The organism is Bacillus sp. AFS017336, from assembly GCF_002555445.1.
Lineage (GTDB): Bacteria > Bacillota > Bacilli > Bacillales > Bacillaceae_G > Gottfriedia.
Genome location: NZ_NUCO01000039.1, coordinates 1 through 19,206, shown reverse-complemented (window position 1 = coordinate 19,206; position 19,206 = coordinate 1). Strand labels below are relative to the sequence as shown.

Sequence of the window (19,206 nt, the reverse complement as noted above, 5' to 3'; positions counted from 1 at the left end):
CTAGTACACTTCAAAAATAAGGAGGAATAGTTGTGAGTTTAATTCAATGTAAAATATCCGACGGTATTGCATTTCTAACAATTCAACATCCACCAGCAAATGCTATGTCTTCGGTAGTATTTGCTGATTTAGTTAAGCGTTTAGATGAATTAGAAAATAACGATGATGTAAGCGTTTTAGTTGTCCATGGAGAAGGTAAATTTTTCTCTGCAGGTGCAGATATAAAAGAGTTTACTTCATTCAAAAATGCAGAAGATGCAGCTGCTGTAGCTAGAAGAGGTCAATTAGTATTTGATCGTGTTGAAAATTATTCTAAGCCAATTATCGCAGCAATTCATGGTGCTGCATTAGGTGGCGGATTAGAATTTGCGATGAGCTGCCATATCCGAGTTGTTGCAGAAAATGCAAAACTTGGTTTACCTGAATTAAACTTGGGAATCATTCCTGGTTTTGCTGGGACACAACGATTACCTCGTTATATTGGAAAAGATAAAGCATTAGTAATGCTTGCTACTTCTGAACCAATTTCTGGTGTTGAAGCTGGTAAAATTGGATTAGCTACAATTGTAGTTCCAGAAGATAGTTTATTAGTAGAAGCGACAGCCTTGGCTGCTAAAATAGCAAGAAAAAGTATGCAATCAATTGAATATGTTCTACAACTACTATCTTCAACAAGAACTGAATCTTATCATGAAGCGGTTGAAGAAGAGTCTAAATTATTTGGAGAAATTTTTACAACTGAAAATGCAAAAGAGGGTATTTCGGCATTTTTAGAAAAAAGGAAACCAGTGTTTAATAAATAAGTAGTTTAATATTTTAAAAAAATAGATGTAGTTACAATTCCTAGGAGGGTATAACAATGAACATTTATGTACTATTAAAAAGAACATTCGATACTGAAGAGAAAATTACAATTTCAAATGGTGCAATCCAAGAGGATGGCGCTGAATTTATTATAAATCCTTATGATGAGTATGCAGTTGAAGAAGCAATTCAAATCCGTGACGCTCACGGCGGCGAAGTAACAGTAGTAACAGTTGGTAACGAAGATAGCGAAAAAGAACTACGTACAGCACTAGCAATGGGTGCTGATAAAGCCGTGTTAATTAATGTTGAAGATGATGTGACAAATGCTGACCAATATACAACATCTAAACTAATTGCAAAATACTTAGAGGATAAAGACCCTTCAATTATCTTAGCTGGTAATGTAGCAATTGATGGTGGTACTGGTCAAGTAGGTCCACGTGTTGCTGAATTATTAAACATTCCTTACGTAACGACAATTACAAAAATTGAAATTAGTGGTACAACAGCTACAATCGAACGTGATGTAGAAGGCGACACAGAAATCATTGAAACATCTTTACCATTATTAATTACTGCTCAACAAGGTTTAAACGAGCCAAGATACCCATCTTTACCAGGGATCATGAAAGCTAAGAAAAAACCTTTAGACGAGTTAGAATTAGATGATTTAGATCTAGAAGAAGATGAAGTTGAAGCAAAAACAAAAACAATTGAAATTTACCTTCCTGCGAAAAAAGAAGGCGGTAAAGTTTTAGCTGGTGAATTACAAGACCAAGTTAAAGAACTAGTTTCATTATTACGTTCTGAGGCAAAAGTAATTTAATTTAATTGAATATGGGAACAGACTAATAGATTAATATCGTAATCGAAAATTTTGGAGGGAAATAACATGTCACGTAAAGTATTAGTATTAGGCGAAGTTCGTGAAGGTTCATTACGAAATGTTTCATTTGAGGCAGTAGGTGCTGCTAAAACAGTTGCTGAGGGCGGAGAAGTAGTTGCTGTATTAGTAGGTAAATCAGTAAGTGCATTAGCTACTGAAATGATTCAATACGGTGCAGACCGTGCGATCGTTGTAGAAGATGAAAAATTAGCATCTTATACTTCTGACGGATATTCTCAAGCATTATTAGCTGTTATTGACCAAGAAAAGCCAGAAGGTCTTGTATTCGGCCATACTGCTTTAGGAAAAGATTTATCACCAAAGCTTGCTGCTCGCTTACAAAGCGGACTAATTTCAGACGTTACAACAATTGAAGTAGCAGGTGGAAATATCGTTTTCACTCGTCCAATTTACTCAGGTAAAGCATTCGAGAAAAAAGTTATGGTAGATCCATTTATTTTTGCGACAATTCGTCCAAACAATATTACAGCATTAGAAAAAGACGCTACTCGTAGTGGTGATGTGGCAACTGTTTCAGTTGAAATTAAAGACTTACGTTTAATCGTAAAAGACGTTGTACGTAAAGCTAGTGAAGGCGTAGACCTTTCTGAAGCTAAAATTATTGTTGCTGGTGGCCGTGGAGTTAAGAGTGAAAATGGATTTAACCCATTAAAAGAATTAGCAACAGTATTAGGAGCTGCTGTAGGTGCATCTCGTGGCGCATGTGATGCTAACTACTGTGATTACTCTTTACAAATTGGCCAAACTGGTAAAGTTGTAACACCTGATTTATACATCGCATGTGGTATCTCAGGAGCAATTCAACATTTAGCTGGTATGTCTAACTCTAAAGTAATCGTTGCAATTAACAAAGATCCAGAAGCGAACATCTTTAAAGTAGCTGATTATGGAATTGTTGGTGACTTATTCGATGTTTTACCATTATTAACTGAAGAATTTAAAGCGGTATTAGTTAACTCTTAATCTCGCTGTAAAATGAAGGTGTCCCTAATTTTTTAGGGGGCCTTCTTTTTTTATGGTTGGGAATCTGGAGTTAGATTGGTTAGGGGAATTAGAAGTAGAGCATGGGAATAAGAAGGTGGAATGTAAAAATAGGGCAACGCAATTACAAAGGTAGAATCGCAAATAAAAACTGTGTAACGCAAATAAAAATGAGAAATCGCAATTAAAATATGAAATTACCCATACTGGTTAGGGTATTACAGCCTATTTTCGTATAAAAGCAGATACTTTCGAATGAAAAATTAAGAGATATCCTTACATTTCTTTCGAATTAGTTAAAAAAATGGATAAATAGTTGTAATTCGGTATCCAAAGAACAATATTTTCAACTACAATGAAAAACTTCACTAATATACCCCCGTTTATGTTTTTCGCACGACGTTAATCATCAAAAGGTTAACAATTTCTTTCTATTTCATCCGTGTATTTTGTTTTTTTTTTCAATAAAAAAAGAGGAGTCATTTGTCAGTTACTCTGACTTTTTGAACACCTCCTTTTATAGTTCTTCTATTTTACAAGCCATTGCCACTACATCCTAACAATGACTGATCCACCGCCAGATGTTACTACTTGTTTTTGGTTTTGCTCAAGTTGTCTAAGTAATTCATTGTTTGCTTCGATTGCTTTTACAAGGTTAGTAATTTGATTTTCAAGATTCATAAACATTTGCATAACCGTTTGATGATCAGTTTGAACGTGACCTTGAACGCCATTTCTCATAGGATGTTGCGGGTGGTGATGAGGGGGTGAATTCCAAAATGGATGATGCATATTTTAACCTCCAATTTCTAGACCAATGTACTATATAGTACGTCTAATTTATTGTAAGAGTTCGCCTATTTTAAATAGTTCAGGATTTATTGCGAATTAATATATAGGAAAGAAGTGAGTCGATTTTAAAAACTGGGGTACTTGCTATCTATGAGGGCATGGGTGAACAAAAAAAAGTAACCCCCTTTAAAGGATTACTTAGTAAATTAAGAAATAGCTTTGTTTATTTTGCTTTTTTCGTATAGTAATTCGTGGCGTTTTTCAATTTTTCTTTCAATCTTCTCAATTTCTTCTTTGTTGTGCAATAAAGATTGTTTATTCTCATTAACTAATTGGTTAAACGTTTTACGAAAAGGTTTTCTCATGACTGCCACTCCTAACGTTAAATTTTTTGAATATTATTATTATATTCAATAATATATTAACATAAAAATCTGACATTTCCCAAGTAAGATTTTACAAAATTGTGACAAATGTAATGAGTGATTCGATTACTTATGGACTAGTTCAATAATCTTAATGAGTTATATGGTAGTGGTAGTCGTTTTTTAACATTTACGAATAAAGTTTTTCATATACTTCAACTTCAATTCCATCTGCATTTGTTCTATTTTCAACATATGTAAATCCTTGAGATTGCCAAAATGATTTAGCTTGCTGGTTACTCAGCAGTACACCTAAACGTAATCCGTGAATACTTCTTTTTAATAGTAGCTCTTCAAATAATAAAAATGCGTTTGTTCCGAATCCATAACCTTGGTAATCATTATGTATCATTAATAGCCCTAGCCAAGGAAAACCATCTTTTGGATTAAGTTTTAAAAAATCAACCAATCCTATATATGTATCATCTAGCTTTATAAAATAAGTTTCCGTTTGTGTTGAGGAATCAAAATACTCATTCATCAGTTCTTCTTTCGTTCTAGTTAGTCGACCGTTTTCCATTAAATTGTAACTTTGATTAGAATTTGTAATTTCTTCGATTACTTCTATTAAGTCTTGTGTAATTTTTTCAAATGTTATCATTTTTTTTTTAGTCCTTTCACTGGTATATCAACAATTTGTTTGGTTATAGTAAGTTTGAGCAAATTAATAGAAAATGCTAATTCTCATATGGTATACTTTCTTTAAAATTATAACAAATTATGTCAATCATCATATTTTACTTTATAGATTGGCAATAGGAGGAAATATAAATGGCAATTGTTAACGCAACAAACGCAACGTTCGCAGAAGAAACAAAAGAAGGTGTAGTACTAGTTGATTTTTGGGCAACTTGGTGTGGGCCTTGTAAAATGATCGCTCCTGTATTAGAAGAATTAGCTTCTGAATATGGTGATAAAGTTAAAATCGTAAAAGTTGATGTTGATGAAAATCAAGAAACAGCTGCTAAATTTGAAGTTATGAGCATTCCATCATTATTCGTTCTTAAAGACGGCGAAGTAGTTGATAAAACTTTAGGTTTCAAACCAAAAGAAGCTTTAGAAGAATTAATTACTCCACATATCGGTTAATAATAATTTGTAAGAAATGCACTCATAATATGAGTGCATTTCTTTTTTTTTGCACAGTTTTTCTTCTTTATAATATTTAATTAAAAATAGAGTCATTTGGCAAAATACGATGGAGTTTATTTATTACTGAAATGAAATGGTTTTCATTTATAAGACCAAGTTTAACCTTTAGATTTTGTTAAAAATTTCTAATGTAAATAGGATTGACTATTTTTCTGTCACGTTTTATATTTAATAAGCATTAATATTTAACAGGCATTAAATATTTATTCGGATTAATTGTTAAAGGAGGTTAATATTCTTGGGGAACAAAAATGAGTACATTGAACGGATTCAGACCGCGCTTCATTCTGCTATTCACAAAATGCAACCAAAGGTGACAGAAAGTATGAATAGTCATGGAGTAACAGCTACTCAATTTTTTGTTTTGATGTACTTACGAAAAAATGAGAGCTGTAAAATATCTGAAATCGCGGAAATGATGGGTGTAAAACCTAGTGCGGTATCCTTTATGATTGATCGACTTGAACATAATAATTTTGTTTATAGAGAACATGATAAAAAAGACCGTCGAGTTGTAAATATTATGCTAAGTGAGGAAGGTATAAAAAAATTAGAAGCCGTGCTTAAAGATCGAAAAGAGATTTTTGAAGGCATCTTATTTAACCTTTCTGATGAAGAGCTTTTACAATTTGCAAAGATTACAGAAAAGCTTGCTAACGCAGCGGCTGATATATAGAAAATTTTTACAAAATACTTTTTTGTATTAGTTATTATAAAAAGAAAAAAGATAGTGGAGAGAAGGGAGAAATATATTTTGAGTACAAATACAGTTATTCAAAAAGATAATAATCGTAAACTATTGCTAATTGGTCTTATTATAGCAATGTTTTTCTCGGCATTAGATGGTACGATTGTTGGTACTGCAATGCCTAAAATTGTAGGAGACCTTGGTGGTTTAAGTATGATGACTTGGCTTACAACAGCATACTTATTAACTTCAACTACTGTTGTGCCGATCGCTGGTAAATTAGCCGACTTATTAGGTCGTAGAAGTGTATACATTGCAGGTTTAGTTATATTCATGGCAGCTTCTGCTTTATGTGGTATTGCACATAATATGACAGAATTAATCATTTACCGTGGTATTCAAGGTATCGGTGGCGGTGTAATGATGCCGATGGCGATGATTGTAATCGGGGATTTATTTACAGGTAAAGAACGTGCGAAATTCCAAGGGGTTTTCGGTGGTATTTACGGTTTAGCGTCAGTAATTGGTCCACAAATTGGTGGTTGGATTGTTGACTCATTAAACTGGAAATGGGTTTTCTACATTAACCTTCCTGTAGGGATTATTGCAACAATTTTTATTGCTTTAGGATTAAAAGGTCGTAAAAATTCTGGTCCAATCAATTTCGATATTGCTGGTATGTTTACGATGATCATTGGGGTTGTAAGTTTACTACTTGCTTTAAGTCTAGGCGGAGTTAAGTATGATTGGAATTCTTGGCAAGTCATTGGTTTATTTGTTTTAGCAGTGGTTGGAATCGTTAGCTTCGTTATTGTAGAAAATAAAGCTAAAGAGCCAATTTTACCAATGCATTTATTCAAGAATAGAACTTTCGTAACATTAAACTTAATTGGTTTCTTTATGACAATCGCGATGTTTGGCGCAATTATGTTTGTACCATTCTTCATGCAAGGTATTGTTGGAACAAGTGCAACTCAATCGGGAACTATTATGACGCCGATGATGGTTACTATGATTATTGCAAGTATTATCGGTGGTCAGGTTGTATTTAAAGTTGGGATAAAGCCACAAATTATTACAGGTATGTTCGTAATCGCATTAGGTTTATACCTACTAACAACTTTAGATATGCATTCAAGTAAAACAATTGCAACAATTTTTATGGGAGTTATGGGTCTTGGTATTGGTTTAGTAATGCCGACAATTACACTAGCTCTACAAGAAGTTTTCGATAAGAAAGAATTAGGGATCGTTACATCTTCAAGCCAATTCTTCCGTTCAATCGGTGGAACATTTGGAGCTACTGTTTTAGGTGCTGTAATGAACAGTAAATCAGGAACACTTTTAAATCATGATTTAGTTCCATTTTTAAATAAATTACCAGCACAAGCAGCTCCATTAGTAGACAAATTTAAAGACATGATTAATACAACACCTCAATCTGTATTTACAATGTTATTTAATGCGGATGCTAAAAAAATAATTCCTAAACCAATCCTAGAAGGAATGTTACCAATCATTAAAACATCTTTAATGGATTCTTTACACCAAGTATTCTTTGTAGGTTTAGGATTCATTTTAATTGGTGCAGTCGTAACTTTATTCCTAAAACCAATTAAATTAACGAATAGAAAAGCTGGAGACAATGAAAATAAAGAAGAACAAGTTAAAGTTGAAACTGCGACTTCTTAATTTCACAAGCTAAATAAAATAAAAAACCATCTAGATTGTGGTTCACTACAATCTAGATGGTTTTTGTTTTTCATAAAATCTATATTTAAGGCACTAACCAAACATTAAATAGCCATTGAAACTTTTTCTCTTCGCTTTTTCATTTTTCTTTTATTTCGCCACAAAATCCAAGATAAAGTCAGTCCAGTTCCAGTAAGAATAAAAAGACCGATTCCACTTATTAAACCAATAATACCGGTATGTAAGCTTTTTACTGAAAAGGCTGATTGCTCAGGTCTATTTTGAAAATTTGGGAATTGAGTATTGTTTCCAGTTTGTCCATTTTGAGAAGTTGTGTTGTCACCGTTTTGTGAATTAGATTGTTGATTTCCATTAAACTGGCCACCTGAAGGGAATTGACCGTCTTGCATAGAAAATCTACCTCTTTCCTCGCCTCCTTTATTAAAGTATAGGATTATTCCAGTTGTTGATTCGATTAGTAAGAAAACCGAAACAATAACACCAATCCAAAAATGAATCGCTCGAACTTTTTTCATTTAGTATTCTCCTCTTCTTAATTACTATTGAAATTAAAGTTATAATAGAAAGCTTAATTTTTTCTTAATTATATTAAAGTATTTTCAGTTTTTAACGATGGAGATTATAATATTAAGTGTACAAATGCACGGAAGGGGGTTTGACATTGAATAATCATTTAAAAGAAAAGTTGGCGCTATTACCAGATCAACCTGGATGCTATTTAATGAAAGACGTTCAGGGGACAATTATCTATGTAGGAAAAGCCAAAGTATTAAAAAATAGAGTTAGGTCATATTTTACAGGATCTCATGATGGTAAAACGTATCGTTTAGTTCAAGAAATCACTGATTTTGAATATATTGTGACTTCTTCAAATATGGAAGCATTAATTCTTGAAATGAATTTGATTAAGAAATATGATCCCAAATATAACATCATGCTAAAGGATGATAAATCATACCCCTTTATTAAAATTACTGCTGAAAAACATCCGCGTTTATTAATTACGCGTAATGTGAAGAAGGATAAAGGAAAATATTTTGGACCTTTTCCTAATGCTACTGCTGCAAATGAAACGAAAAAATTATTAGATCGTTTATATCCATTGCGAAAATGTACTTCATTACCTGATAAGGTTTGTTTGTATTATCATATTGGTCAATGTCTTGCGCCTTGCGTAAAAGAAGTAACCGATCAACAGAACCAAGAAATAGTAAATGAAATTGTTCGTTTTCTAAATGGTGGTGAAGATCAAATTCGAAAAGAGCTTGAGGCAAAAATGTTAGCAGCATCGGAGCAATTAGATTTCGAGCGAGCGAAAGAATACCGAGATCAAATTGTGTCAATTGAAGCAACGATGGAAAAGCAGAAAATGATGAATAGTGATTTGGTTGATCGAGATGTGTTTGGATATGCAGTGGACAAAGGATGGATGTGTGTTCAAGTTTTCTTTGTTCGAAGTGGAAAATTAATTGAGCGAGATGTGTCTTATTTTCCAATTTTCGATGAGCCAGAGGAAGAGTTCCTTTCATTTATAGGACAATTTTATGAAAAACCTCATAATATAAAGCCGAAAGAATTATTCGTACCGGATAAAGTTGATACTGAAATTTTAAAAGAATTACTGAAAGTTCCTGTTCTACAACCAAAAAGAGGACAAAAAAAGGAATTAGTTGTATTAGCAAATAAAAATGCCAAAATTGGTCTCGGTGAAAAATTTAAATTAATCGAGCGTGACGAAGAAAGAACAGTTAAAGCAATTGAAAAACTAGGTGAAATATTAAATATTGAAACTCCTTATCGAATCGAGGCATTCGATAATTCAAATATTCAAGGTACGAATCCTGTTTCAGCAATGATTGTATTTATAGATGGAAAACCGTCAAAAAAAGATTATCGAAAATATAAAATTAAAACTGTAGTTGGACCAGATGATTATGATTCAATGCGTGAAGTTGTAAGGAGAAGATATTCTAGAGCATTAAAAGAAAATCTACCTTTACCAAACTTAATTATCGTCGATGGAGGTAAAGGACATTTAGCTGCAGTAGAGGATGTACTTCAAAATGAATTAGGTTTATTCGTTCCAACCGCAGGACTTGTTAAGGACGAAAAACACCGAACTTCAGAGTTATTAATTGGGCAGCCACCTCAAATTGTACAATTAGGAAGACAAAGCCAAGAATTCTTTTTACTCCAAAGAATTCAAGACGAGGTGCACAGATTTGCGATTGAATTTTACCGTCAGTTGCATAGTAAATCGATGGTTCAATCTGCATTAGATGGTATTCCAGGTGTCGGTGGTACTAGAAAAAAAGCCTTACTTAAATATTTTGGATCTGTTAAAAAAATAAAAGAAGCAACAATTGATGAATTAATAGCAGCGAAAATACCAAAAAATGTTGCAGAAGGAATCTATCAATTTTTCCATAATGAGTGATATTTAGATTCTTCCAATATTTTTATCTTGACACTATTTTCAAAATAATTTATATTTTAGTTAAAATTAAATGATTTTCTCTCGTAATAGAGGTGCAAAACCTAAGAGTATGCTGTCATAGACGTGTGGCGTTGTAATGGACAGTTGAAAGGATGTTTTGCCGAAACAAAAGGAATCCACAATTCATTTTGTTGGGACTGCATTTAAGAAATGTAGTACTGTCGCATAATAATTATGCGGGGAGCTATTGAAGAGATGTTGATGATTTGTCTATTTTATTTATTGTAAATTAGGCGCGTGAACATTGCTTCACGCGCTTTTTTGTATTCTTTTTTAAGTTAACAAAGTGAGGATGAGAAAAATGGGAATTATTGTTCAGAAATTCGGTGGTACTTCAGTAGGCTCAATTGAACGAATACAGCATGTTGCTGAAACAGTAACCAAATCTTACAAAGAAGGAAACCAAGTCGTTACAGTTGTTTCAGCTATGGGACATCATACTGACGAACTTGTTAGTCTAGCAACACAAATTAGTCCACAAAACAATAAGCGCGAATTAGATATGCTACTTACAACAGGTGAACAAGTTACTATTTCATTACTTGCAATGGCAATCCAAGCTAAAGGGTTTAAAGCCATTTCACTAACAGGTTGGCAAGCAGGTATTCAGACTGAATCTGTACATGGTAATGCTCGAATAGAAACGATTCATACTGAAAAAATTCAACAATTGCTTGATGAAGGTTATATCGTAATCGTAGCCGGTTTCCAAGGCTTAAGTGAAAATAATGAAATTACAACGCTTGGCCGCGGTGGTTCAGATACTACAGCAGTAGCTTTAGCAGCAGCTTTAAACGCAGAACGTTGTGATATTTATACTGATGTATTAGGAGTTTATACGACGGATCCTAGAGTTGAACCAAATGCATCGAAACTAAGCCGTGTCTCGTATGATGAAATGTTAGAACTTGCAGCTTTAGGAGCAGCTGTTTTACATCCAAGAGCAGTTGAATTCGCAAAAAATTATAATTTAGTCATTCAAGTACGATCAAGTCAACATGATGAAATCGGTACATTTATTGGGGAGGAACAAGAAATGGAACAACAATCAGTCGTAAGAGGAATCGCATTCGAGTCTAATGTAACAAGAATGACTTTAAACGGTTTAAATAATCATGTAGATTTATTACCTAAAATCTTTACTTTATTAGCAACTGAAGGTATTGATGTTGATATTATTATTCAAAGTGTAACATCTGATAATTTAGTAAACCTTTCATTTTCAATTAAATCAGAAAATATGTTGGAAGCAATTACAGTCCTAGAATCAAAGAAAGAATTTTTAGGTTATCGTTCATTTGATTTTGAAAGCGAACTTGCTAAAGTCTCAATTGTTGGTAGTGGAATGGTTTCAAATCCAGGTGTAGCTGCGAAAATGTTTAAATTTTTAGCTGACAGTGATATTCCGGTAAAAATGGTTAGTACATCAGAAATCAAAGTGTCAACTGTTGTACCTAAATCAAAATTACAAGAAGCAGTACATGCGCTTCATGAAGGATATGAATTAAATCGTATTAATGAAGAAGTAGCAGTAGAAAATTAAATAGTAAATAAAAACCCTTTTAGGCAAACCAATCTTTCTTTAAAACGGCTAAATAGTGATTTTAACAAAATAATCACTATAATCATTTAAAGCCATAGAGTATTGAGAGGACGCATAAAAGGGTTTTTTTGTAACTAAATCGAATAAATTAAGTAAATATTCTGTAAATTAAGAAAGGGTGTCGAATGGTCGAATTGAATAGTAGGAGGTATTAATAATGATGCATAGTTTAATTTTGTACGGATATGGAGAAATTGTGCTACAGCTAGTGCTATTAATACTCACCATTTTGATTTTTGTTTTTATTTGTTTATTTTTCATTAATTATATTATTAAAGGAGTTAAACGTAAAAACGAAGTAAGTATCGAGGAAGAGATTATGTGCAGGAAAAGTGAGGAAGGCCAGGGAATAGGGAATTCAGAATAAAGGTAGTGTAATAAGGAGTTAAAAGTTTGTAGGGGTAGATGAGGGGGATTTGGTGTTTTTTTGTAAAAAAAGTAACCACAAGGAAAAATGCCTTGTGGTTATTTTTATCTTTTTGTAATTGGATCTTTTAAATCCCATTTTACTTGGAATTTTACTTTGTGGCCTCTTTTACTTTGTTCTTCATATGTTTCAGCAATAACGTCTATTTGCTGTTCAATTTGCATCGCTAGAAATCCTGCTTCTAATTGGTAAGAAACGTTCTTTTTATGCTCATTTCTGTATGTAATTAACTCAGACGATAATGTTAAATGAACTTCTTGCTTCTTTTCTTCTTCAACAGTAAGAGTACCCCATCCTGCTCTTTCAAAGAACTCGATAATTTCTTCAAATGTCGCTAAAGGATATTTTCTGGCAATCATTTTACCCGCCCAATATAAAATATCATTTTGATCTTTTCCTAGTAAATTGTTTAATAGATCATCGCGTATAAGTTCATAGCCAAAACCAGAAATATTTCCCGGAATATTTATATCTTCAATTTCAATGTCGTTCGTCATGGTCGGATAACAACTCCTCTTCCTAAAAAAACATGTTTTTATTATATACAAAATTCAATAAGAAAAACAATATTTGGAAACGTTGATAGTAATAATTGGAAGGCTCTATACAGTACAGATAAACAAACTAAATGAGAAGTTTTTTCAGTAAAGAAAAATGTACGCGTTTTCTTGACCTGCTATATTATCAGGAGTAAAATGGTTTGTAGATAAATGTCATAAAAATTTCGACTTTTTATGCAGTAATACTTTTTATTATTTTTTAAGAATAATAGAAGAATTAAATTTTCATGTGCACAAACTAAAGGGGGCAGGGGTTTACATGAGCAACAAGAATGGAAGGGAGTTTTTCTTTAGAAAACTTCATTCATTGCTAGGAGTTATACCAGTTGGAATCTTTTTAACACAGCACTTAGTTGTCAATCATTTTGCGACAAATGGAGCATCATCATTCAACAAAGCTGCAGAATTTATGGCGAATTTACCATTCCGCTATTTTTTAGAAATTTTTGTAATTTTCTTACCAATTTTATACCATGCGGTTTATGGACTTTACATCGCATTCACAGGTACTAGCAATGTTAAAAATTATGGATATTTACGTAACTGGTTATATTTATTCCAACGTATTTCTGGCGTAATTACTCTAATTTTTATTACTTGGCACGTGTGGCAAACACGTATTGCTGCTCAAATGGGAGCAACAGTTGACTATAATATGATGGCTGATATTTTCACTTCAAAATTTATGTTAGTTTTCTATATAGTAGGTGTAATTTCAACAATTTTCCACTTTGCTAATGGATTATGGTCGTTCTTCGTATCTTGGGGAATCACTGTAACACCTAGATCACAACGTATTTCAACATATGTTACATTAGGTGTTTTCGTTTTATTAACATTCGTTGGGTTACGTGCTATCTTTGCATTCATTGATCCAACACTAGCGAACTTGTAAGGAGAGATATAGTCATGAGTGGGAAAATAATTATCGTCGGTGGCGGACTAGCTGGTCTTATGGCAACAATTAAAGCCGCTGAAGCTGGTACAAAAGTAGATTTATTCTCATTAGTTCCTGTAAAACGTTCACATTCTGTATGTGCTCAAGGTGGAATTAATGGGGCTGTTAATACAAAAGGTGAAGGTGACTCTCCATGGGAGCACTTTGATGATACAATTTATGGTGGGGATTTCTTAGCAAACCAACCACCAGTAAAAGCGATGGCAGAAGCAGCACCTGGTATCATTCATATGATGGACCGTATGGGTGTAATGTTCAACCGTACGCCTGAAGGATTATTAGACTTCCGTCGTTTCGGTGGAACGCAACATCACCGTACAGCATTTGCTGGTGCTACGACTGGGCAACAATTATTATACGCATTAGATGAGCAAGTTCGTCGTTACGAATCTGAAGGTCTTGTTCAAAAGTATGAAGGCTGGGAATTTTTAAGAGTTGCTGTTGATGATGAAGGCGTTTGTCGAGGAATCGTTGGACAAAACTTAACATCTATGGAAATTGTAAGTTTCCCTGCGGATGCTGTAATTATGGCATCTGGTGGCCCTGGAATTATCTTTGGTAAAACTACAAACTCAATTATCAATACTGGTTCAGCTGCTGCAGCTGTATATCGCCAAGGTGCGATTTACTCAAATGGTGAATTTATTCAAATCCATCCAACTGCAATTCCTGGAGATGATAAAAACCGTTTAATGAGTGAAAGTGCTCGTGGTGAAGGTGGACGAGTATGGACTTATAAAGATGGTAAACCATGGTATTTCTTAGAAGAGAAATATCCTGCATACGGTAACCTTGTACCAAGGGACATTGCTACACGTGAAATTTTCTCAGTATGTGTTGACCACAAACTTGGTATCAATGGCGAAAACATGGTGTATTTAGATCTTTCACATAAAGATCCACATGAACTTGATGTAAAACTTGGTGGAATCATCGAGATTTATGAAAAATTCACAGGTGATGATCCGAAAAAAGTTCCAATGAAAATTTTCCCAGCAGTTCACTACTCAATGGGTGGATTATGGGTTGATTATGACCAAATGACTACAATTCCTGGATTATTTGCAGCTGGTGAGTGTGATTACTCAATGCACGGAGCAAACCGTTTAGGAGCTAACTCATTACTTTCTGCTATTTATGGAGGAATGGTTGCTGGGCCAAATGCTGTAAGATATGTAAATGGTTTAGCGAAATCTTCAGATGATATTTCATCTTCTGTATATGAAGCAAATGCTAATGAAGAAAAAGAAAAAATGAATCGCATTTATAAAATGGACGGTAAAGAAAATGCATACCTTCTTCATAAGGAACTTGGAGAATGGATGACAGACAACGTTACTGTAGTTCGATTCAATGATCGCTTATTAAAAACTGATGAAAAAATTCAAGAGCTTTATGAGCGTTATCAAAACATTAATATCAATGATACAGCTAAATGGAGTAACCAAGGTGCTTCATTTACTCGTCAACTTGAAAACATGCTTCACTTATCACGTGTTATTACTTTAGGTGCATATAACCGTAATGAAAGCCGTGGAGCTCACTATAAACCAGAATTCCCAGACCGTAATGATGATGAATTCTTAAAAACTACAATGGCTAAATTTGATGAAAAATCTAATTCACCATTATTCCATTACGAAGATGTTGATACTTCATTAATCGAACCAAGAAAACGTGATTATTCTAAGAAGAAGGAGGACAAAGCAAATGCATAATGGAACAATGACTGCTGAAAAGACAATTACGGTAATCGTTAAACGTCAAGATTCACCAAATACTGCACCATATGAAGAAACATTTACTGTCCCTTATCGTCCGAATATGAACGTAATCTCAGCATTAATGGAAATTCGTAAAAACCCTGTTGACGCTAATGGTAAAGAAACGACTGCAATTTCTTGGGATATGAACTGTCTTGAAGAAGTTTGTGGAGCATGTTCAATGGTTATCAATGGTAAACCAAGACAATCATGTTCTGCACTTATTGATAAATTGGAACAACCAATTCGTCTAGAGCCAATGAGCACATTCCCTGTAGTACGTGACTTACAAGTTGATCGTAGTCGTATGTTCGACTCTTTAAAACGCGTTAAAGCATGGATTCCAATTGATGGAACGCATGACTTAGGTCCTGGACCAAGAATGCCAGAAAGAAAACGTCAATGGGCTTACGAATTATCAAAATGTATGACTTGTGGAGTATGTTTAGAAGCTTGTCCAAACGTTAATAGTAAATCGAACTTTATTGGACCTGCACCACTTTCACAAGTTCGTTTATTTAACGCTCATCCAACTGGAGAAATGAATAAGGAAGAACGTTTACACGCAATCATGGGAGACGGTGGACTTTCAAACTGTGGTAACTCACAAAACTGCGTACAATCTTGTCCAAAAGGTATTCCTTTAACAACTTCAATTGCAGCGTTAAACCGTGCAACTACAATTCAATCTTTCAAAGACTTCTTTGGAAGCGATGAAATTTAATTTTCTAAAAAAGCATGTTCTTATGAACATGCTTTTTTTTGCTTTGGCTATTTTAAAGTAGTGTGTTGATTTTCTTATTGTACTAACTGGCAGATTAGTTACATAAGGAAAGTACTATTCATCTCTAAATTAGAATAATTTACTATATATTACACTTTAGATTTTGTGGGGTTGAAAATATGACAATAAGTTCCTTTTACGTTCTGTTAATAATTGGATTTTTGCTCTGGTTACTTTATATGGTAATTACTACAAAAAATGAAGTGCGTGAGTTGCGTAATTTATTAAATGTGCATATGGCAGAACTGAAAAAAAGTATACGGGAAAAATAACTTCATATTCAACAAAATCATGCAATAGGTGAAGAACACAATCTGCTTAAATGCGGCTTTTCTATTCAACAAAATGGCAGGATAGTGGAATAAGTAATGTCTAAAATTCAATATAAAAAAGAGCAACTTCTCCCAAGTAACTGATAATGCTTATGAAGGGATAATTGTCTTGATTAACAATATGATATTTTCCTACCAAAAAAGAATAAGAGGAGAATAGAGAATGAAATTAAAAACCTTATTAATAATTTCATTAATAACAGTTGTTTCAGGATGTAGTGCAGAAACATCCAATAACACAGTAATAAAAAAAACAAAAACTGATGAAACAAATGGAGCTACTACGATAAAACAAGATGATAAAAACTCAAATGAGCAATCGGAGAATAATAATTTATATGGAACATTTGACGTATCTGGTGAATTTTCGAAACTTATACAATCAAATCCAATTGACCGAGATTATCAGAAAGAACTTGATGATTTCCAAAAATCAAAAGAGTTTTCAACAACTGGATGGATACAATTAGAAGCAAAATACTCCAGTATTTGGGATAAAGAATTAAATGAAGTTTACCAAAAACTTTTACAAAAACTAGATCCAACTCAAAAAGAATTATTAATTGAATCACAAAAAGGTTGGTTACAGAATCATTTAAAAGAATCCGCATTTGTGCAAAAAACATTTTCTAATGAACTTGGAACTCAAGGACAAGTGAACATGGTGATTGCAAGCAAAGATAGAATAAGAAATAGGACAATTCAATTAATGGAATATTACTACATGCTAGGAGGAAAAGTTACATTCTTATATACTTCTTCTATTAACGATTAAAAAGTTAACACCTATAGAGGCTAGTAATAAACATATGGGTGCAATTCTTTATTTGCATAACAAACGACTGCTTCGTGGTGGTCGTTTTTATTGAACTAAATATCAGTTTAGTTGCATAAGGAATGATATAATTATTTTCAAAATAACCTTAAAGGATGTTAGAAAATTGAAGTTTGAATATAAATTACGGGGTTCAGGTTGGACAAATTTTAATATAGAGATTAATACTAAAAGTTTTAGTTTCGATCCGGGATATTTAACAGATGCGTTAGGTGGTATTTTAAATGCAATTAAAAAAATACATCCATTATTTGATCCAGATGGCGATTTTAAAGAACATGGTTCATATTATATGTGGGATGCTGAACCTGATATATTAAGATGGAACTTAAAATATTTAGATAACGAAAATATACTTATTAATCTTATTTACTGTGACGATGAAGAAGTTGAAACAGTAGTACTAAATGAAGAATGTCCTTATGATGTTTTCTTAAAAGAAGTTTTAAGAGAAGTTGAAATGATTCTCGTGGAGCACGGAATTGTTGGATATAAGGAAATATGGCATGCACACGAATTTCCATTAAGTACATTTTTAGAGCTGAAATTTTACTTAGAAAATAAGCAACGCTTTCCATTAGCGACAAATAAAGTAGGAAATAAAAGAGGAAAAAATAGTGATTTGAAGTTTGAAATAGATTACATCAATAAATTAACCTTATTCAACTAACGCATACGATAGTTGAACAACGTGATCGGCGATTGTCGGTCCTTTTTTATTGAACAAAATGGCAGATTAGTTGGACAAGAATTAATTGATCGTACGGATTGATAGCTTTTTATGGTAAAATTTTCACGTGGTTAATTTTGAATTTTCAAAAAAATGGAGGTAATTTTGTGAGTAAAACCATTGAAGATAGTCCTGGATATAAAGTGGATATAGGTGGTATTGAACTGTACTATGAGTATTTTGGAGAAGAAACGAAAAGTCCAACACTCATTTTTGATTCTGGATACGGATGCCCTTCTAGTTATTGGGAATCAATTAGAGAGGGTGTATCTAAATTATCTAAAGTAGTTATGTATGATCGTGCAGGAATCGGAAAGAGCCAAAAAGATAATAAATCACGCACTAGCAGACAAATTGTTGAAGATTTGCGCAACTTACTTCAACAAAAAGAGATTAAACCTCCATATGTGTTAGTAGGTCATTCATTTGGTGGAATCAATGTTAGATTATACGCTGGCATGTATCCAGAAGAAGTTGCTGCGGTTATCCTTTTAGACTCCTCTCATGCAGATCAAAACGAAAAAATGATAAAACTATTCAGTAAAGAAGTTCAGGAAGATTACTTTAAAGGATTTGAATATGAAATTTCTTTAAGTGATTTTGAAGAAAGTTTGGAACAAGTTCGTGCTATCACTTCTTTAGGAAATATACCACTTACTGTTGTTACGGGAGGAACTCAACATCATCATACAGCTGAATCTATGGCTGTTTGGAAGGAATTACAAAAGGAATTAGCTACCTTATCAAATAATAGTCAGCACATTATTATTAAAGATGCTGGTCATGGTATTCATATGAGTCATCCTGAAAATGTAATTAGCATAATTAATGATGTACTAGAAAAACTGAAAAACTAGATTCTCACTTCATCATAATAAATACATAAATTTTTTCAAATTTCTAAGCAACTAACGCATGCAATAGTTGAATAAGAAGAATTTTATTTGTAGCTAATAGACTTTAAAAAAATGTTAAAAATCCTTTTTAATTTCTATAACTGAACAATTGTAAGCAATAAGATTAAATTAATAAAAATTACACTTTATTCGGGATGGTGTTTAATGAGTAGATATTAATTTATAGCAACAAATTATGAAATACCAGAGTTAGATAATACAAATAAAAAAATTATTACTGTAAAAGAGGCAATCGAATCAGGATTAAAATCAGGTTATTATGAAGAGATGGACCCTGATGATAAATTAATAGTATATGAAAATGAAGAAGAGTTAGACGAGTTAGTTATTACAAA

The 19,206-nt window shown here is 33.0% G+C and carries 20 protein-coding genes and 1 riboswitch; of the genes, 15 read left to right on the top strand and 5 right to left on the bottom strand.

Features of this window, described 5'->3' with window-relative positions; translation table 11 throughout:
* The first annotated feature begins 32 nt into the window (after positions 1 to 32).
* From CN601_RS20935 to CN601_RS20925, 3 genes are all read left to right on the top strand, one after another.
* Positions 33 to 803 carry an enoyl-CoA hydratase gene (locus CN601_RS20935; protein ID WP_257131773.1) on the top strand — a complete coding sequence of 257 codons (771 nt, stop codon included), beginning with the start codon at positions 33 to 35 and terminating at the stop codon, positions 801 to 803.
* A 56-nt stretch (positions 804 to 859) separates the two neighbouring features.
* Entirely contained in the window at positions 860 to 1,633 is a 774-nt protein-coding gene (locus CN601_RS20930) for an electron transfer flavoprotein subunit beta/FixA family protein (protein ID WP_098172234.1), read from the top strand.
* A gap of 66 nt (positions 1,634 to 1,699) precedes the next feature.
* Entirely contained in the window at positions 1,700 to 2,677 is a 978-nt protein-coding gene (locus CN601_RS20925) for an electron transfer flavoprotein subunit alpha/FixB family protein (RefSeq protein ID WP_098172233.1), read from the top strand.
* Between the two features lie 567 nt (positions 2,678 to 3,244).
* Here CN601_RS20925 and CN601_RS20920 read toward each other — a convergent pair.
* From CN601_RS20920 to CN601_RS20910, 3 genes are all read right to left on the bottom strand, one after another.
* On the bottom strand, positions 3,245 to 3,487 hold the full coding sequence (locus CN601_RS20920) for a hypothetical protein (protein ID WP_098120304.1): 243 nt from the start codon (positions 3,485 to 3,487) through the stop codon (positions 3,245 to 3,247).
* A gap of 206 nt (positions 3,488 to 3,693) precedes the next feature.
* Positions 3,694 to 3,852, bottom strand: coding sequence for an FbpB family small basic protein (locus tag CN601_RS20915; RefSeq protein WP_098120303.1), 159 nt, complete (start codon positions 3,850 to 3,852; stop codon positions 3,694 to 3,696).
* Positions 3,853 to 4,042: 190 nt separating this feature from the next.
* A complete protein-coding gene (locus CN601_RS20910; RefSeq protein WP_098172232.1) occupies positions 4,043 to 4,513 on the bottom strand; it encodes a GNAT family N-acetyltransferase in 471 nt (156 codons plus the stop codon).
* A 170-nt stretch (positions 4,514 to 4,683) separates the two neighbouring features.
* Between CN601_RS20910 and trxA the strand changes: the two genes are divergently transcribed.
* The 3 genes from trxA to CN601_RS20895 all read left to right on the top strand — a co-directional run bounded on the left by trxA (position 4,684) and on the right by CN601_RS20895 (position 7,444).
* The gene (trxA, locus tag CN601_RS20905) at positions 4,684 to 5,001 is read left to right on the top strand and encodes a thioredoxin (RefSeq protein WP_098120301.1); all 318 of its coding nucleotides are present in this window, start codon (positions 4,684 to 4,686) and stop codon (positions 4,999 to 5,001) included.
* A 301-nt stretch (positions 5,002 to 5,302) separates the two neighbouring features.
* Positions 5,303 to 5,740 carry a MarR family winged helix-turn-helix transcriptional regulator gene (locus CN601_RS20900; protein WP_098172231.1) on the top strand — a complete coding sequence of 146 codons (438 nt, stop codon included), beginning with the start codon at positions 5,303 to 5,305 and terminating at the stop codon, positions 5,738 to 5,740.
* Positions 5,741 to 5,818: 78 nt separating this feature from the next.
* Complete coding sequence (locus CN601_RS20895) at positions 5,819 to 7,444, top strand: MDR family MFS transporter (RefSeq protein WP_373604995.1); 1,626 nt, start codon at positions 5,819 to 5,821, stop codon at positions 7,442 to 7,444.
* Between the two features lie 104 nt (positions 7,445 to 7,548).
* Here the strand turns inward: CN601_RS20895 and CN601_RS20890 are convergent, their stop codons facing one another.
* On the bottom strand, positions 7,549 to 7,980 hold the full coding sequence (locus tag CN601_RS20890; RefSeq protein WP_098172230.1) for a PepSY domain-containing protein: 432 nt from the start codon (positions 7,978 to 7,980) through the stop codon (positions 7,549 to 7,551).
* Between the two features lie 146 nt (positions 7,981 to 8,126).
* On the opposite strand from CN601_RS20890, the gene uvrC reads away from it, so the two are divergent.
* The 3 genes from uvrC (at position 8,127) to CN601_RS20875 (ending at position 11,932) form a co-directional block, all read left to right on the top strand.
* Entirely contained in the window at positions 8,127 to 9,902 is a 1,776-nt protein-coding gene (gene uvrC, locus CN601_RS20885; protein ID WP_098172229.1) for an excinuclease ABC subunit UvrC, read from the top strand.
* Between the two features lie 79 nt (positions 9,903 to 9,981).
* Positions 9,982 to 10,157: riboswitch (Lysine riboswitch) on the top strand.
* A 106-nt stretch (positions 10,158 to 10,263) separates the two neighbouring features.
* The gene (locus CN601_RS20880; RefSeq protein WP_098120297.1) at positions 10,264 to 11,505 is read left to right on the top strand and encodes an aspartate kinase; all 1,242 of its coding nucleotides are present in this window, start codon (positions 10,264 to 10,266) and stop codon (positions 11,503 to 11,505) included.
* 217 nt (positions 11,506 to 11,722) lie between these two features.
* Entirely contained in the window at positions 11,723 to 11,932 is a 210-nt protein-coding gene (locus tag CN601_RS20875; protein ID WP_098120296.1) for a hypothetical protein, read from the top strand.
* A 104-nt stretch (positions 11,933 to 12,036) separates the two neighbouring features.
* Here CN601_RS20875 and CN601_RS20870 read toward each other — a convergent pair whose 3' ends face one another.
* Positions 12,037 to 12,489 carry a YslB family protein gene (locus CN601_RS20870; RefSeq protein ID WP_098172228.1) on the bottom strand — a complete coding sequence of 151 codons (453 nt, stop codon included), beginning with the start codon at positions 12,487 to 12,489 and terminating at the stop codon, positions 12,037 to 12,039.
* 322 nt (positions 12,490 to 12,811) lie between these two features.
* On the opposite strand from CN601_RS20870, the gene CN601_RS20865 reads away from it, so the two are divergent.
* The 6 genes from CN601_RS20865 to CN601_RS20840 all read left to right on the top strand — a co-directional run bounded on the left by CN601_RS20865 (position 12,812) and on the right by CN601_RS20840 (position 18,811).
* Entirely contained in the window at positions 12,812 to 13,447 is a 636-nt protein-coding gene (locus tag CN601_RS20865; protein WP_098120294.1) for a succinate dehydrogenase cytochrome b558 subunit, read from the top strand.
* 14 nt (positions 13,448 to 13,461) lie between these two features.
* The gene (sdhA, locus tag CN601_RS20860) at positions 13,462 to 15,228 is read left to right on the top strand and encodes a succinate dehydrogenase flavoprotein subunit (RefSeq protein WP_098172227.1); all 1,767 of its coding nucleotides are present in this window, start codon (positions 13,462 to 13,464) and stop codon (positions 15,226 to 15,228) included.
* A 7-nt stretch (positions 15,229 to 15,235) separates the two neighbouring features.
* Positions 15,236 to 15,997: a succinate dehydrogenase iron-sulfur subunit gene (gene sdhB, locus CN601_RS20855; protein ID WP_098172247.1), complete on the top strand. Its 762-nt coding sequence runs from the start codon at positions 15,236 to 15,238 to the stop codon at positions 15,995 to 15,997.
* Between the two features lie 555 nt (positions 15,998 to 16,552).
* Positions 16,553 to 17,164, top strand: a complete 612-nt coding sequence (locus tag CN601_RS20850) for a lysozyme inhibitor LprI family protein (protein WP_098120292.1) — start codon at positions 16,553 to 16,555, stop codon at positions 17,162 to 17,164.
* 166 nt (positions 17,165 to 17,330) lie between these two features.
* Positions 17,331 to 17,894, top strand: coding sequence for a hypothetical protein (locus tag CN601_RS20845; RefSeq protein WP_098172226.1), 564 nt, complete (start codon positions 17,331 to 17,333; stop codon positions 17,892 to 17,894).
* A gap of 167 nt (positions 17,895 to 18,061) precedes the next feature.
* A complete protein-coding gene (locus CN601_RS20840; RefSeq protein WP_257131772.1) occupies positions 18,062 to 18,811 on the top strand; it encodes an alpha/beta fold hydrolase in 750 nt (249 codons plus the stop codon).
* Positions 18,812 to 19,206: the final 395 nt, after the last annotated feature.

Bases quoted from the DNA above. Each gene is read 5' to 3' on its own strand.
- CN601_RS20910 (WP_098172232.1), bottom strand. From the start codon at position 4,513: ATGATAACATTTGAAAAAATTACACAAGACTTAATAGAAGTAATCGAA.
- CN601_RS20875 (WP_098120296.1), top strand. From the start codon at position 11,723: ATGATGCATAGTTTAATTTTGTACGGATATGGAGAAATTGTGCTACAG.
- CN601_RS20870 (WP_098172228.1), bottom strand. From the start codon at position 12,489: ATGACGAACGACATTGAAATTGAAGATATAAATATTCCGGGAAATATT.
- CN601_RS20890 (WP_098172230.1), bottom strand. From the start codon at position 7,980: ATGAAAAAAGTTCGAGCGATTCATTTTTGGATTGGTGTTATTGTTTCG.
- CN601_RS20850 (WP_098120292.1), top strand. From the start codon at position 16,553: ATGAAATTAAAAACCTTATTAATAATTTCATTAATAACAGTTGTTTCA.
- CN601_RS20925 (WP_098172233.1), top strand. From the start codon at position 1,700: ATGTCACGTAAAGTATTAGTATTAGGCGAAGTTCGTGAAGGTTCATTA.
- CN601_RS20865 (WP_098120294.1), top strand. From the start codon at position 12,812: ATGAGCAACAAGAATGGAAGGGAGTTTTTCTTTAGAAAACTTCATTCA.
- CN601_RS20915 (WP_098120303.1), bottom strand. From the start codon at position 3,852: ATGAGAAAACCTTTTCGTAAAACGTTTAACCAATTAGTTAATGAGAAT.
- CN601_RS20930 (WP_098172234.1), top strand. From the start codon at position 860: ATGAACATTTATGTACTATTAAAAAGAACATTCGATACTGAAGAGAAA.
- CN601_RS20880 (WP_098120297.1), top strand. From the start codon at position 10,264: ATGGGAATTATTGTTCAGAAATTCGGTGGTACTTCAGTAGGCTCAATT.
- sdhB (WP_098172247.1), top strand. From the start codon at position 15,236: ATGACTGCTGAAAAGACAATTACGGTAATCGTTAAACGTCAAGATTCA.
- sdhA (WP_098172227.1), top strand. From the start codon at position 13,462: ATGAGTGGGAAAATAATTATCGTCGGTGGCGGACTAGCTGGTCTTATG.
- trxA (WP_098120301.1), top strand. From the start codon at position 4,684: ATGGCAATTGTTAACGCAACAAACGCAACGTTCGCAGAAGAAACAAAA.
- CN601_RS20920 (WP_098120304.1), bottom strand. From the start codon at position 3,487: ATGCATCATCCATTTTGGAATTCACCCCCTCATCACCACCCGCAACAT.